This is a genomic window from Mumia sp. zg.B53 (genome assembly GCF_019550935.1).
GTDB lineage: Bacteria > Actinomycetota > Actinomycetes > Propionibacteriales > Nocardioidaceae > Mumia.
The window spans coordinates 246,475-259,314 of the sequence record NZ_JAHWCK010000001.1 but is presented as its reverse complement, the minus strand read 5'-3'; the positions used below and the strand labels follow the sequence as shown (position 1 = coordinate 259,314).

Genomic DNA, 12,840 nt, shown 5'->3' with positions numbered 1-12,840 from the left:
CGCCCTGGTCGCCGCTCAGGCGAGGCTGATGAGCTCCTGGTAGTCGGCGGTCCAGAGATCCTCGACACCGTCGGGGAGGATGAGCACCCGGTCGGGCTGGAGCGCCTCGACCGCGCCCTCGTCGTGGGTGACGAGCACGATGGCGCCCTCGTACGAGCGGATCGCCCCGAGCACCTCTTCGCGTGACGCGGGGTCCAGGTTGTTGGTGGGCTCGTCGAGCAGGAGCACGTTGGCCTGGGAGACGATCAGGGTCGCGAGTGCGAGCCGGGTCTTCTCGCCGCCCGAGAGGACCTTCGACGGCTTGTGCGCGTCGTCGCCGCTGAAGAGGAACGCTCCGAGCACGCTGCGTGCCTGGGTGTCGGTCAGGTTCGGGGCCGACGACTGCATGTTCTCCAGGACGCTCCGATCGAGGTCCAGGGTCTCGTGCTCCTGGGCGTAGTAGCCCATCTTCAGTCCGTGTCCCGGACGGATCTCGCCGGTGTCCGGAGTGTCGAGGCCACCGAGGATCCGTAGCAGCGTCGTCTTGCCGGCACCGTTGAGCCCGAGGATGACCACGCGGCTCCCCCGGTCGATCGCGAGGTCGACGTCGGTGAAGATCTCCAGCGAGCCGTACGACTTCGACAGGCCCTCGGCCATCAGCGGCGTCTTGCCGACGGGCGCCGGGGTCGGGAAGTCGATCTTGGCGACCCGGTCGGACGCGCGCTCGCCCTCGAGGCCGGCGAGCATCTTCTCGGCGCGGCGCGCCATGTTCTGCGCGGCGGTCGCCTTCGTCGCCTTCGCCCGCATCTTGTCGGCCTGTGCCATCAGGGTCGTGGCCTTGCGTTCTGCGTTGGAGCGCTCGCGCTTGCGACGCCGCTCGTCGGTCTCGCGCTGCTCGAGATACTTGCGCCAGCCCATGTTGTAGACGTCGATCTCGGCACGGTTGGCGTCGAGGTGCAGCACCTTGTTGACGACGTCCTGCAAGAGCACCACGTCGTGGCTGATGACGACCACACCGCCCTTGTACGACATCAGGAACGAGCGCAGCCACCCGATCGAGTCGGCGTCGAGGTGGTTGGTCGGCTCATCGAGAAGGAGCGTGTCGGCACCCAGGAAGAGGATGCGCGCGAGCTCGATACGGCGACGCTGGCCGCCCGACAGAGTCTTCAGCGGCTGGTCGAGGACCCGGTCGGGGAGCCCGAGGCTCGCGGCGATGGTGGCCGCCTCCGACGCCGCGGCGTAGCCACCGCCGGCGTGCAGCTCGGCATCGGCACGCGAGTAGCGGTTCATCGCGCGGTCGCGCACCGCATCGTCCTCGGAGCCCATGTCGATCTCCGACCGGCGCAACGTTCGATAGACCTCGTCGAGACCGCGAGCCGACAGGATCCGGTCGCGTGCACTCTGCTCGGGGTCTCCCGTGCGGGGGTCCTGCGGGAGGTAGCCGATCGTGCCTCGTCGGGTGATCGTCCCCGCGGTCGGGTCGCCGCCCTCACCGGCGAGGACCTTGGTCAGCGTCGTCTTGCCGGCACCGTTGCGTCCGACCAGACCGACCTTGTCTCCATCGGTCACCTGGAACGTCGCACCCGCCATGAGGACCCGGGCACCCACGCGCAGCTCGAGGTCGTGGACGCTGATCATGGCGGAGCTGCTCCTGGGAGTGGAAGAAGGTGAGGGGGAGGGCACCGACGCCCTCGGAGCCGGGAACCCGGCCACCGACCAGTGTACGGAGTGGTGTCAGTCCGCCACGACGACGGACTCGACCACGACCGGCTCGACGGGCAGGTCCGACTCGGTCGGAACCGCGGAGATCTCGTCGACGACCGCCTTGCTCGCGTCGTCGGCGACCTCGCCGAAGATCGTGTGCCTGCCATCGAGGTGGGGCGTCGGCACCGTGGTGATGAAGAACTGCGAACCGTTGGTGCCGGGGCCTGCGTTGGCCATCGCCAGCAGGTACGGGCGGTCGAAGGTGAGGTCGTCGACGATCTCGTCCTTGAACTCGTATCCGGGCCCGCCCGTGCCCGTACCGAGCGGGTCGCCTCCCTGGATCATGAATCCCGGGATCACCCGGTGGAAGATGGTGCCGTCGTACAACGGCTCGCCCGCCTTCTCGTCCCCCGACTCCGGGTCGGTCCACGCCTTCTCACCGGTCGCGAGCCCGACGAAGTTCGAGACGGTCGTGGGCGTCTTGTCGGCGAACAGCGTCACGGTGATGTCGCCGCGGTTGGTCTTGATCGTCGCCTGATCCGCCGAGAAGGAGACGTCGGCGTCATCGGCCTTCTCATCGGTTCCGCAGCCGGCGAGGAGGACCACGGTGAGGGCAGCGACGATCCACGGACGAAGACGCACGACGAAGACTCCTGGTGTGACGAACGACGAGACGGGAGACGAGACGGACGTCAGGCTACGCCACGGCGATAACCCGGCAGAATCTCGTCGACGAGCGCCTCCGTTCGTGACGTCACGCCGAGAGGTGAGCCGTGGGCGGCGACCGCCGCGTACATCTGGTCGGCCACGACCATTGCGTCGTGGCGACCGCTGAACCGCAGGGCGAGCCGCATCGCTGCGCACCACAACGCCTCGCTGGCCGGGAGTGCGGCGAGCCCTGCGAGGAGCGCGTCCCGCGCACCGTCGGGATCGTCGGCGTTGCTGCACTCGGTGGCCAGCGCTGCGGACGTCATCTCGACGGCGAGGGCGACGTCGTCCTCGATGCTCAGGTGGGCCAGCCAGGCGTAGCGGCCTTGGGGGGCGTCCTCGAAGGCGGGCCCGCGGACCAGCGACATGGCGGTGCGCAGTGCCGGGACGCGCGACCGGCTGGCGACGGCGCGGTTGAGCGCCGCCCGGAACCGGTCCCAGTCGCAGGCGAGCGACGATCGACGGATCGACCACACGCCGGCGTCGTCGGCGAGCACCGGCTCGCCGGCCGCGGTCGACCCGAGCCACTCCGCGACGCACGCGAGTGTCGCGTCACGGGTCGTCGGGTCGACGCCGCGGGGCCAGAGCGCACCGGTGAGGACGTTGACGTGGACGCCCTCGGGGTGCAGGGCCAGGTAGGTGACGATCTCCGAGAACAGCTCACGCCGCTCTTCCTCGAGCGGCCCCGTGGCGCGGACGTGGACCGGCCCGAGCACGTCGACGGAGACGACGACGGGATCGTCGTCGCCGGTGGCGAGCACGGCCTCCTCCACCACGAGCGCCTCGGCGAGCTCCTCGATCCGCACCGCCGCGGGCTCCGCCGGGAGCTCGAACAACGTGGCGAGACCGCGGTAGGCCTCCGGCGCGAGCTCCTGTGCAGCGACGTCGACGGCCAGCGGGCCGCTGACGAGCCGGCCCTCCTCGGTCGCGGTCAGCCGTGCGGCACCGTCGGGGCAGTCGCCGACGACGACGGCCGCGAGCGCGACCATCGGGTCGGCCGCCCACGCACGCAGGCGCGCGAGGGACGCGGCGTCAGGGACGCCGGAGCAGACCACGAGCTGGAGTCGGACCTCCTCGGGGCGCTCGGCGACACGCCGCGCCTCCTGCACCGACTCCACGCCGTACGCACGGCAGGTCGCGCGCTGGTCGTGGGCGACATTGTCGAGTGCGTCGAGCGCTCGACCGATGTCGCCGACGGCGCGCACGTTGCCGATCCCCGCGACGTCGTCGGCGAACCCGACCAGCGTCACCACCGGGGCGTCGGCCCACGGGTGGGTGGCCGTCTCCACCGCGAGACTCATCGCCACACCGCGGGCGACATCCGGGTCGCCGCCGAGGGACACGACGCCGTCGTACGACTCGAGGTCGAGGAGCAGCACCGCGCCGTCGTCGCGGACACCGGCACACACGAGGCCGGGCAGGGCCGAGGGAGAGGTGGACGACACGTCCGCGTCGCGAGGGAGCATCCAGGTGCGCGCGTCGCCGGTGGTGGTCCATCCGGCGGGGAGCGCACGCTCCGGCTCGGTTCGGAAGGCGATGACGAGCCCGTCCGACGACAGCGCGGCCTTCGCCACGGGGGGCAGCGCCGTCGCGTGCAGTCCGCGGACCGCGCCGGCCAGCCACTGGCCGTCCTTCGGGGCGGCCTCCTGCCTCAGACCGGCCTCCACACGCGACGCGATGTCCACCTGAGGGTTCGCCGCGGCGGGTTTCGACCCGCGTGGCCGATCGCCTCCACCTCCTGGGGTCGAGGCGCGGCGGCGCCGCAGGGCCAGCAGCGCACCCGCCAGGGCGAGACCGCCAGCGACCCCGAATAGCGGGGCCCACTCCCCCACGCCCGACCGCGGCGCGGCGTCGTCGACCACGCCGCCGGCGCCACCCCCCGCACCCTCCGCGCCGCCCGCCTGGGCCGCGTCGGAGTCCGCACCCGAACCTTCGGCCTGCGAGGTGCCGTCGGGCGCCGACACCGGCGGCATCACGTCGTCCCGGGTGGCCTCGACGACCTTCAGACCCGGTCCGCGGGCGTCGTTGGGCATCTTCATGACCCATCCGGGGTGGATGAGGTCTGGATTGGTGAGCGTACGACCGTCGGGCTGGACGGCGTCGCGGTTCATCGCGTAGATCTCCTTGTAGCGGAACCCGTCTCCCAGATAGCGCTCCGCGATGTCCCACAAGGTGTCGTAATTGCGGTTGTTGGGCGGCTTGACGTCGTAGTACGTCGTCACCTCGCCGCCGCGCTGCTCCGCCTTGGTCGCTCGCGCGAGGTCGGAGGCGGCAGGACGATCCGCGTCGGCGGTGCGCTCGACCGTCTGGGCCTGCGACGCGACGCGCTCGACGCCGGCCGGGCGGTGCTCGGGGCCGGCCTGGGTGGCGTTGGCGCCCGGTGCAGCGAGGGTGGCGGTGCCGACCAGGAGCACGAGGGTCGTCACGAGCTTGCGCGCCAAGGCCTGCGTCCCGATCCCTCCGCCGGGGACGCGTGGCGCGAGGCCTCGGTGCCGGAGCTCGGCGGCGGTCTCGACGACGAGGCAGACGAGGAAGTGCAGCCACGCGAGCCAGACGATGGCAGCGAGGACGCTCATCAGGACGTCGGTCGTCAACGGCTGCTTGATCCAAGCCATGTCGGGGACGGCGTCGGGCCAGGGTGCTCCGAACGCGCTCCAGAGGGCCCAGGGCACGCCCACGACGAGGGCGAGGATCGCGATCAGCGCGACCAGCCCGCGAACGACCTCGCCGCCGCGCCCACCCGGCTGGGGAGCCACGGGGAGACGGTTGGTGCTCCGCTGGGTCAGGGTCATCGCCTTCAGTCCTTCAGTTGCGGGGAGTCAGTACAGGACGATCGGAGGCTCGTTGGGCGCCTGGACCTCCTGGACGGGCAGAGCCTGCGTCGCCGTCATCTCGAATCCGTCGCCCAGCTCCTCTGTCGGGCTCCCGATCCCGAAGGTGATCCTCCACCGCACCGTCACGGTGACGGGGTAGGCGGAGACATAGACCTGCGGGAGCTCGGGGGCGTCAGCGTCCGCGTAAGTCCTGGCGGTGGCCGACGAGCGGGTAAAGGTGATCTGGCAGTCGGACGGCTGGTCGGCGACCGAGGCGCCCTCTTCGTAGACGAGCTCGTCGGGCGTGCAGGTGATCGGCTTCATGTCGGTCTGGTGGGGGTCGATCACGATCTCGGTGGCCTCGGCGACCATGTGCAGGTCTCCGTCAGGCCGGGAGAGACGCACCTCGCGGTAGGGCGCACCGAGCGGCGCGCCCGCGAAGTCGCCCTCAGCGACCGGGTCGCCGGTCTCCGGGTCGACCCACGCGAAGGTGAAGAAGGTCGGGTATCCGACGACGGGCACGGTCGACGGCTCGGGCCGCATCATGGGCACGGGAAGTGCGGTGTCGTCGCCCGTCACGCGCCGCCACAGGAAGGTCATGAGCGGGTTCTCGGGAGGCGTGATGTCGGCGCCGTTCGGAACCCACTCCAGCGAGATCGTCAGGTGCATGCCCCGGCCGCCCGCGTAGGTGTCCCAGTTGATGTCCTCGATGCAGCGCTTGAGCAGGTAGCGCCCCTCCCCCGGGTTCGGGTTGGCGGGAACCTCGATCCACGCGGGCGGTGTGGAGTAGCGGCAGGGGACGAACTTGTCACCCCCGAACCTCTGACGCAGCGTCTCGTCGTTGCTGCCACCGTCAGAGCAGTACGAGCCCATCCCTGTGCCGCTCGCGTACACGGTGCAGTCACGGATCGTGTCCTGCGTAGTAGGAGACGAATGAATCGGCGTCCCCCCGCCACCGCCACCCCCCGCCGCGGGCGGCTTGTTCCACATGTCATCAGCCTGCGCAGTCGGGGCAAACCCGAGCATCGCGACGATCACGCCAAGCACGACGACGCGGACACGGCTCGTCATCGCGGCACCTTCAGCGTGCACTGTCCGGCCGGTTGCACCTCGGTGAGAACCCAACGACCGTTCGACGAGCGCATCGAGATCGCCAGGGCATTCCATTGGTTCTCGCGTCGCTCGACGAGCTTTCCTGTCTTGGAGTCGGTCCACGAGACTGACGGGCTCCATCGACACAGTCGAGCCCGCGAGAACCTGCCCTTGCCCTTGATCGCCGCGACATGCGCAACCGGTCTGGCCGGGACGACCCATCCCTCCTTCTTCGCATCGTTCACGCCGCCTGCGACGAAGCGACTCAGATCGCGGGAGAGCACCGCACGCAGCTGCGGCGCGACCACATGTTCACGCTGGGAGTACGCGCTCCCGGCGACGAACGTCTTCAGCACCTCCGCGCGCGCGTCGCCCGCGCGGCCACCGGTGAAGGTCATCTCGATCCCCGGGAACGGGTTCGGCGGGGCGGTCGTCGCGGCTGCTGCCGGCGTCGGAGACGGCGTCGAAGACGTGGCGGTCTCGCTCGGTGTCGGCGTCGGGTCGGCCGTGGCCGAGCCGTCCTCGGAGCTGCACGCGGACAGTAGGAGCACCGCCGCCGCGGCGGTCATGATCCATCGCAGATGCACGCCCGAGACCCTTCCGCGTCTGTTCTGGAGATCCGACACCAAGACCGCACAGTATCGGGTTGGAGGCTCACCCGTGAACCCTTCGCCCCCAGGCGTCAGCCCTCGGCCGGCGGACAGGTGGGGATCGTCGAGGTCGGCGTCGTGCGGGTCGGTGTCGGCGTCTCCGTGGGGTCGGTGCCGTCGGGCGGATCCTCCGGCGTCGAGGTCGGCGGCGACTCCGAGGCCTCCTCGTCCTCGTCCTCGTCCTCGTCCGGGTCCGGGGTGCGGCACTCGTCGATCGGCGACGGCGACGGCGGAGACCACGACGAGATCGGCAGCCTGTCGTCGTCCTCGTCGTCGTCACCGCCGGGCGGCGCCACGCTCGGCGGTTCGAGCGTGCTGACCTTCGCATCGTCGGGCGCGTCGATCCCGGAGACCGGACGCGCCTGAGCGACACCGCTGGCGGTGAGCGTCTCGCGCCCGATCATCCCGATGATGATCGCCGCGCGTGACACCTCCGTCTCGACCTCTACCGCACTCGTCCGGCTGCCGTTGACGGTGACGTCGCGGATCGCGGCACTGCACCGGACGAGTGTCGAGTCCCCGGCCTGTGCCTGCTCGCAGTAGTTGCGCGCGGCCGAGAGAGCGGCCGAGCTGATCAGGTTGAGCGACGGGTCGGCCACGTTGACGGCCTGGGCACCGGCGCGGGCGGCCTCCTGGGCGTACGCGATCGCGATGCCCTTGGCGTTGAGCTGGCGCCCGCCGTCGATGACCATCCCGGCCAGGAGCAGCAGCCCCACGCTCACGATGACGACGAACGGGGCCACCGACCCCGCCTCGTCGCGCCGCGCAGCCACCCGGCGTACCCAGGTCTTGACGCCCGTCATCGGTATCCCCGGTATCGGTCGAGCGGGCTGGTGAACGAGCGCTGAACCTCGATCTCCCAGAACGGGAAGAAGCTGAGATCGGCCGTGCTCAACGTGCACGTGACCGTCACGGTCACCGACGCGACCTCGTCGGCGGCGTCGGGGTCGGGGACGGTGAACGCCTTGCCGTTGAGCACCGGCGCGCCCGCACTCGCGCTGTCGCGGCAGCTCTGCGGCGCGTCGTCCATCGTCGAGGTGACCGTCGTGGCGGCGATGCTCGCGACCGCCCCGCGATCGTTCTGAGCCGTGGCCGCGCGGGCCGCGTCCCGAGCCGCCTGGTCGACGAGGTTCTCGGCCTGCGCATAGCGCGCGAACGCGACGATGAGCATCAGCAGCATCATCATGAACGGCGCGAGGATCACGAGCTCGAGGCTCGAGGCGCCCCCATCGTCACGACTGCGACGCAGGCGGCCACGACCACCGCTCCCCCGTCGGATCGTCACGGCGCCACGCTCCGCGGATCGACACGGAACTGCTCGAGGGTGGCGTCGGCCGACTGCACCACGGTGACCCGGCCCCCCAGCGGCAGGACCGCCTCCCCCTGGACGACCATCGTCACCCGGCCGGTCGTCTCGTCGATCGAGCCGTCGGCCTGCACCGCGTCGAGCCGCCCGAGCTTGCCCGCGTAGCCGACGCTCAGCTCCTCGGCACCCGTGAGGTACGAGGCGGCATTGGGGTTGTCACCGGCGAGACGAAGGTACGAGACTCCCTCGCGCGCCGCGGTCTGGGCGACGTTGCGGGCGTACATGTAGAGGCCCATCTGGATGGTGGCGAAGACGAGGAGCAGCAGCACCGGCGCCACGATCGCGAACTCGACCGCGCTCGCGCCCCGCTCCCCACGGCCACCACGCCTCAGGCGCCCGTGCCCGACGGGACGGCTCAGCCGCCCTCGTTGATCTTGTCGATGTTGCTGTCGACCACGTTGTTGATCGCCACGCCGATCAGCAGCGCAGCGGCGACGACGATCGCCGAGATGATCGCCCACTCGATCGCGGAGGCTCCGATCTCCGACCGACCCTCGCGCCGCATCTGCGCGGCACGCGCACGGACTCGCGAGATCATCACCTGAGCGGCCAGCACCTGTGAGTACATGTGTTTCCTTTCCTTGCTGCACGACGTCACCCGAGCTTCGACACCGCGGGATAAGCCAGGAAGACCAAGAAGGCGACGCACATCAGGAGCTGCGCCACCAGCATGGACTGCGAGCTCTCGCCGGCAGCGCCTTCGATGTCGGCCAGCTCGCGGCGCCGCATGCTGTTCGCCCGCGCGAGAAGACTCTCACGGATCCTGGCACCCTCGTCACCGGCCAACCCCAACGTGGACGCGAGGTCGCGGAGCTCCTCGACGCCGAGCTCCTGACCGAGGTGGGCGATGCCCTCCCAGGGGGTGCGCCCGGACAGGCGTGCGGTGGTGATCGCCTCGCGGATCCTGACCATCGCCCAGTGGTCACCGACCGTCGAGGCCGCCAGGAGCGCCTCGGGGAGACCGCGGCCGCCGGCCAGGTTCATGGCGACGAGGTCGAGGAACGAGCCGGTGACGTGACGGAAGTCGCGGCGTCGCTTCTCGGCGTCCCTCCGCAGCTCCAGGTCGGGCAGGAAGAACGCTCCCGCCGCCAGGGCGAGCGACACGACGGCGGGAACCCCGAGCGGGTCGTAGCCCAGCAGCGTGAAGATCATCGGGAACCACACCAGCGCCGCCAGCGCGAGCAGGACCTTGGTGCCGAGGTGCTGCGCGAACGGCCGGTCGACGACGGCGAGATCGGCTCGCGTCCGCGTGAACGACCAGCCGCGGGCCGAGGCCTCGTCCTCGAACCTCTCCCCCACCGATACGCGCCAGCGGTCGATCAGGTCGGGCTTCTTGCCGTCCTCGACCGTGCGGCGCGGACGACTCCGGCGTCTGGCGCCGTCGACCCGCGCCAGCGTCGCCGCGACACCCGGCACCGGGCGTACGGCCATGCGGACGAAGATCAGGATGCCGGCGCCGACCGCGGCCCCGGCGAGCATCGCGAGCATCATCGCGCGACCACCTTCCCGTCGCGTCTGCGGGCCGGTTCGGCCGCGATGAGGAAGCGCTCGGGCTGATCGACCCCGGACAAGCGCCGCATCCAGAGCACGGCCGCACCGAACATCGCCAGCACGACGGCGAGGACGATCTGGCCCACGAAGGTGCCGTACGGCTCGACGTAGGCGCCGTTGAAGATCACCAGCGAACCGGCGACGACCACGATCACGCCGACCACGATCTGGACGCTCCGGCGCGTGCTGCGACGGCTGGACTCGACCCGGCGGCGTACGTCGAGCTCGGCGCGGGCCGACTCGGCCAGCGCCGACAGGACCTCACGCAGACCCGGTCCGCGCAACCGTGCGTTGAGGACGAGCGCAGCCACGGCGACGTCGGCCGAGGGGTCGTCGAGGTCGTCGGCGAAGCGCATCAACGCGTCCGGGAGCGGCTCGCGGACGCGCAGCCGGTCGACCAGGAGGTTCAGCGCGGGACGGATGGAGGGCGCGGCGTTCTTGGCGGTCGCGGGGATCGCCTGCTCCAGACCGATGGCGCCCGCGATCGTGTCGCGCAGCGCCTCGATCCACGCGGCGAGCCCTTCGGCTCGCACGATCGCCTGACGCTCGGCGCGCCCGCCACCCAGCAGCCTGTCCCACAGCGCGACCACGCCGCCGATCACGACCGCCAGCACCACCCAGCGGGTCACGAGCAGGGTGAGGGCGAACGCGATGATCCCGCCCACGGCGAGGCGCACCTGGCGCTCGGAACGGTGCGCGGAGGACTTGCGCCGGATCATCGCGGGGCGCGGGGCACGACGGCGCAGCGCGTACGCCAGCATCAACCCGCCGACGCCCACCAGAGCACCGGCCGTCAATGCCAGAGGGACGCGCAGCTCCTCCATCACCAGCTCCCGTGCACCAACGGCTGGTATCCGTACGAGGCGAGCTCCTCGGCGCACGAGATCGGCGCGTGCGGGACACCACGTCCGTCGGTGTCGGGAGCGAAGACCTCCGAGGACAGCACCTGGTTGTCGAAGCCCACGACCTCGCGGATGCTCTCGACCACGCGCGCCTGTCCCCCGCCGAGGTGGGCGTCGTTGTGCTTGCGCATGAAGACGACGAAGTCGAGCGCACCCGCGACCAGCAGGTGGGTCGCCTCGATCGGGAGACGTTCACGGGCCTGGAGCGCGTAGGTGGCGATGCGGTTGAACACCTCGACCGACGAGTTGGCGTGGATCGTCGAGAGGGAGCCGTCGTTGCCCTGGCTCATGGCGTTGAGCATCGTGACGATCTCGTCGCCGAGCACCTCTCCGACGATGACGCGTGAGGGGTTCATGCGCAGCGAGCGTCGGACGAGCTCCGCCATCGAGACGCTGCCGAGGCCTTCCGAGTTGGGCAGACGCTCCTCGAACGCGACCACGTTGGGATGCAGGTCGGGCGTCTCACCCAGTCCCACCTCCAGCGCCCTCTCGACCGTGATGATGCGCTCGTGCGGCGGGATCTCGTTGGCCAGCGCCCGCAGCATGGTCGTCTTCCCGGCATTCGTAGCGCCGGCGATCATGATGTTCTTGCGGGCGGCGACCGCCGCCTTGAGGAAGTCGGCGATGTCGGCGGACATCGTCCCGTTGGCGACGAGGTCGTCGAGGAAGACCTTCGACATGCGGGCCTTGCGGATCGACACCGCCGGCCGCGAGCAGACGTTCATCACCGCCGACAGTCGGGAACCGTCGGGCAGCCGGAGGTCCAGCTGCGGGTTCGCGGAGTCGAACGGCCGGCTGGACAGGCCGGAGTGGGCGCCGAGCACCTGAATGAGCTCGACGAGCTCCTCGTCGGTCTCGGCCACCGACGGATAACGCTCCTCGCGCCCGTCGCCGTACTGGACGAAGACGGTGTCGCACCCGTTGATGTCGATGTTCTCGACCTGGGGGTCGTCGAGGAGCGGCTGCAGGCGGCCCACGCCGAACAGCGCCGAGTGGATGGCTCCCGCGACCTCGGCCTCGACGTCGGGCGGGATCGGCGTGCGCCCCTCGGCGATCTCGTACCGGGCGTGGTCCTCCAGCACCTGGACGATCAGGGAGCGTGCGTACTCGCGCTCGTCGTCGGGCGACATCGTGGCGAGCCCGGCGGCCTGGTCGCGTCGGCGTTGCTCGTTGAGGCGGTCGGCGACCTGACCTCGCAACGTGCGGACGAGTGTGTGGTCGATCACCGGTGTGCTCCCGTCCGCTGTCCGTGCTCGTGCTCGTGCGAGTCCGGGGACGCGGGCTCCTGGTCGTCGACGGGTCCGGCCGCCACCGGTGAGCCGTGAGCCACGGCCGCGGCCAGCTCGGCGACGAGCGGTCCGGCCGACCGGACGAGCGCGAGCTTGTCGGGCCGGGAGGTCGTCTGCCCCTGGAAGAGGTGGGCGCCCCGCTCGTCGTACGCGAGGTGGTGCACGCCGGCGAGCTCCACGCCGGTCGCGGTCAGCGCGTCACGGATCTCGCGGACGGTCTGCGTCCGCTTCGGCGGTGCGACGACGGCGACGTGGACCGGGACACCGTACGCACCGCCAACCGTGTCGGAGACCGGACGCAGCCGGTGGCGCAGGTGCACGACGCTGCTCGGCGACGTGTCGACGACGAGGACCGCGGCATCGGCACTGGCCAGGAGAGCGTTCTGAGGGGTCAGCACCCCGATGCGGCCGAGGTCGGCCACGACGTCGTGGCGCGGAAGGCGCGCCAGGAGGGGGCCGAGCTGGGGCCAGGTCGCCTGGAGGCCGCCAGCCTGCTCGGGGAACGGTGGGCCGAGCAGCACCTCGAGCCCGCCGATCAGCTGCTGGGTGTGCTCGTCGACGAGCTCGGGGTAGAGCGAGCGGCGACCCGCGGCGGCGAGGCTGGTCAGCCCGGTCTGGGGGTCCAGTGCGCTGCCGTCGGCGGCGGGCATCCGGGTGGCGACGTCGCCACCCGCCGGGTCGCACTCAGCCACGACCACGGGCCGTGGCCACAGCGCTCCCAGCAGCAACGACGTCGTGGTCACACCGGGCGCACCCTTGGCGGAGGCGAGGGCGATCAGCGCCACG

13 protein-coding genes are annotated in these 12,840 nt (G+C 70.9%); all 13 read right to left on the bottom strand.

From position 1 onward, the window contains the following. Positions 1-15: 15 nt before the first annotated feature. The 13 genes from abc-f to KV102_RS01160 all read right to left on the bottom strand — a co-directional run bounded on the left by abc-f (position 16) and on the right by KV102_RS01160 (position 12,839). The gene (abc-f, locus tag KV102_RS01220; RefSeq protein WP_220345058.1) at positions 16-1,617 is read right to left on the bottom strand and encodes a ribosomal protection-like ABC-F family protein; all 1,602 of its coding nucleotides are present in this window, start codon (positions 1,615-1,617) and stop codon (positions 16-18) included. A gap of 96 nt (positions 1,618-1,713) precedes the next feature. Beyond that, positions 1,714-2,211, bottom strand: coding sequence for a peptidylprolyl isomerase (locus KV102_RS01215; RefSeq protein WP_308290307.1), 498 nt, complete (start codon positions 2,209-2,211; stop codon positions 1,714-1,716). 164 nt (positions 2,212-2,375) lie between these two features. After that, the gene (locus KV102_RS01210) at positions 2,376-5,183 is read right to left on the bottom strand and encodes a LysM peptidoglycan-binding domain-containing protein (protein WP_220345057.1); all 2,808 of its coding nucleotides are present in this window, start codon (positions 5,181-5,183) and stop codon (positions 2,376-2,378) included. Positions 5,184-5,210: 27 nt separating this feature from the next. After that, positions 5,211-6,275, bottom strand: coding sequence for a hypothetical protein (locus tag KV102_RS01205; protein WP_220345056.1), 1,065 nt, complete (start codon positions 6,273-6,275; stop codon positions 5,211-5,213). Next, positions 6,272-6,883 carry a hypothetical protein gene (locus tag KV102_RS01200; RefSeq protein ID WP_220345055.1) on the bottom strand — a complete coding sequence of 204 codons (612 nt, stop codon included), beginning with the start codon at positions 6,881-6,883 and terminating at the stop codon, positions 6,272-6,274. Before KV102_RS01200 ends, KV102_RS01205 begins: the two co-directional genes overlap by 4 nt. A gap of 95 nt (positions 6,884-6,978) precedes the next feature. Then, a complete protein-coding gene (locus KV102_RS01195; RefSeq protein ID WP_220345054.1) occupies positions 6,979-7,749 on the bottom strand; it encodes a TadE/TadG family type IV pilus assembly protein in 771 nt (256 codons plus the stop codon). Then, positions 7,746-8,231 (bottom strand): TadE family protein, encoded by a 486-nt coding sequence (locus tag KV102_RS01190; protein ID WP_220345053.1) that lies wholly within the window; start codon positions 8,229-8,231, stop codon positions 7,746-7,748. Before KV102_RS01190 ends, KV102_RS01195 begins: the two co-directional genes overlap by 4 nt. Next, complete coding sequence (locus KV102_RS01185; protein WP_255559205.1) at positions 8,228-8,644, bottom strand: TadE family protein; 417 nt, start codon at positions 8,642-8,644, stop codon at positions 8,228-8,230. Before KV102_RS01185 ends, KV102_RS01190 begins: the two co-directional genes overlap by 4 nt. 23 nt (positions 8,645-8,667) lie before the next feature. After that, the gene (locus KV102_RS01180) at positions 8,668-8,880 is read right to left on the bottom strand and encodes a hypothetical protein (protein WP_220341619.1); all 213 of its coding nucleotides are present in this window, start codon (positions 8,878-8,880) and stop codon (positions 8,668-8,670) included. Positions 8,881-8,906: 26 nt separating this feature from the next. Beyond that, the gene (locus KV102_RS01175; protein WP_220341618.1) at positions 8,907-9,803 is read right to left on the bottom strand and encodes a type II secretion system F family protein; all 897 of its coding nucleotides are present in this window, start codon (positions 9,801-9,803) and stop codon (positions 8,907-8,909) included. After that, positions 9,800-10,687 carry a type II secretion system F family protein gene (locus KV102_RS01170; RefSeq protein WP_220345051.1) on the bottom strand — a complete coding sequence of 296 codons (888 nt, stop codon included), beginning with the start codon at positions 10,685-10,687 and terminating at the stop codon, positions 9,800-9,802. Before KV102_RS01170 ends, KV102_RS01175 begins: the two co-directional genes overlap by 4 nt. Then, the gene (locus tag KV102_RS01165) at positions 10,687-11,991 is read right to left on the bottom strand and encodes an ATPase, T2SS/T4P/T4SS family (RefSeq protein WP_308290194.1); all 1,305 of its coding nucleotides are present in this window, start codon (positions 11,989-11,991) and stop codon (positions 10,687-10,689) included. The genes KV102_RS01170 and KV102_RS01165 overlap by 1 nt, the downstream gene beginning before the upstream one ends. Beyond that, the gene (locus KV102_RS01160) at positions 11,988-12,839 is read right to left on the bottom strand and encodes a hypothetical protein (RefSeq protein WP_220345050.1); all 852 of its coding nucleotides are present in this window, start codon (positions 12,837-12,839) and stop codon (positions 11,988-11,990) included. The genes KV102_RS01165 and KV102_RS01160 overlap by 4 nt, the downstream gene beginning before the upstream one ends. Position 12,840: the final 1 nt, after the last annotated feature.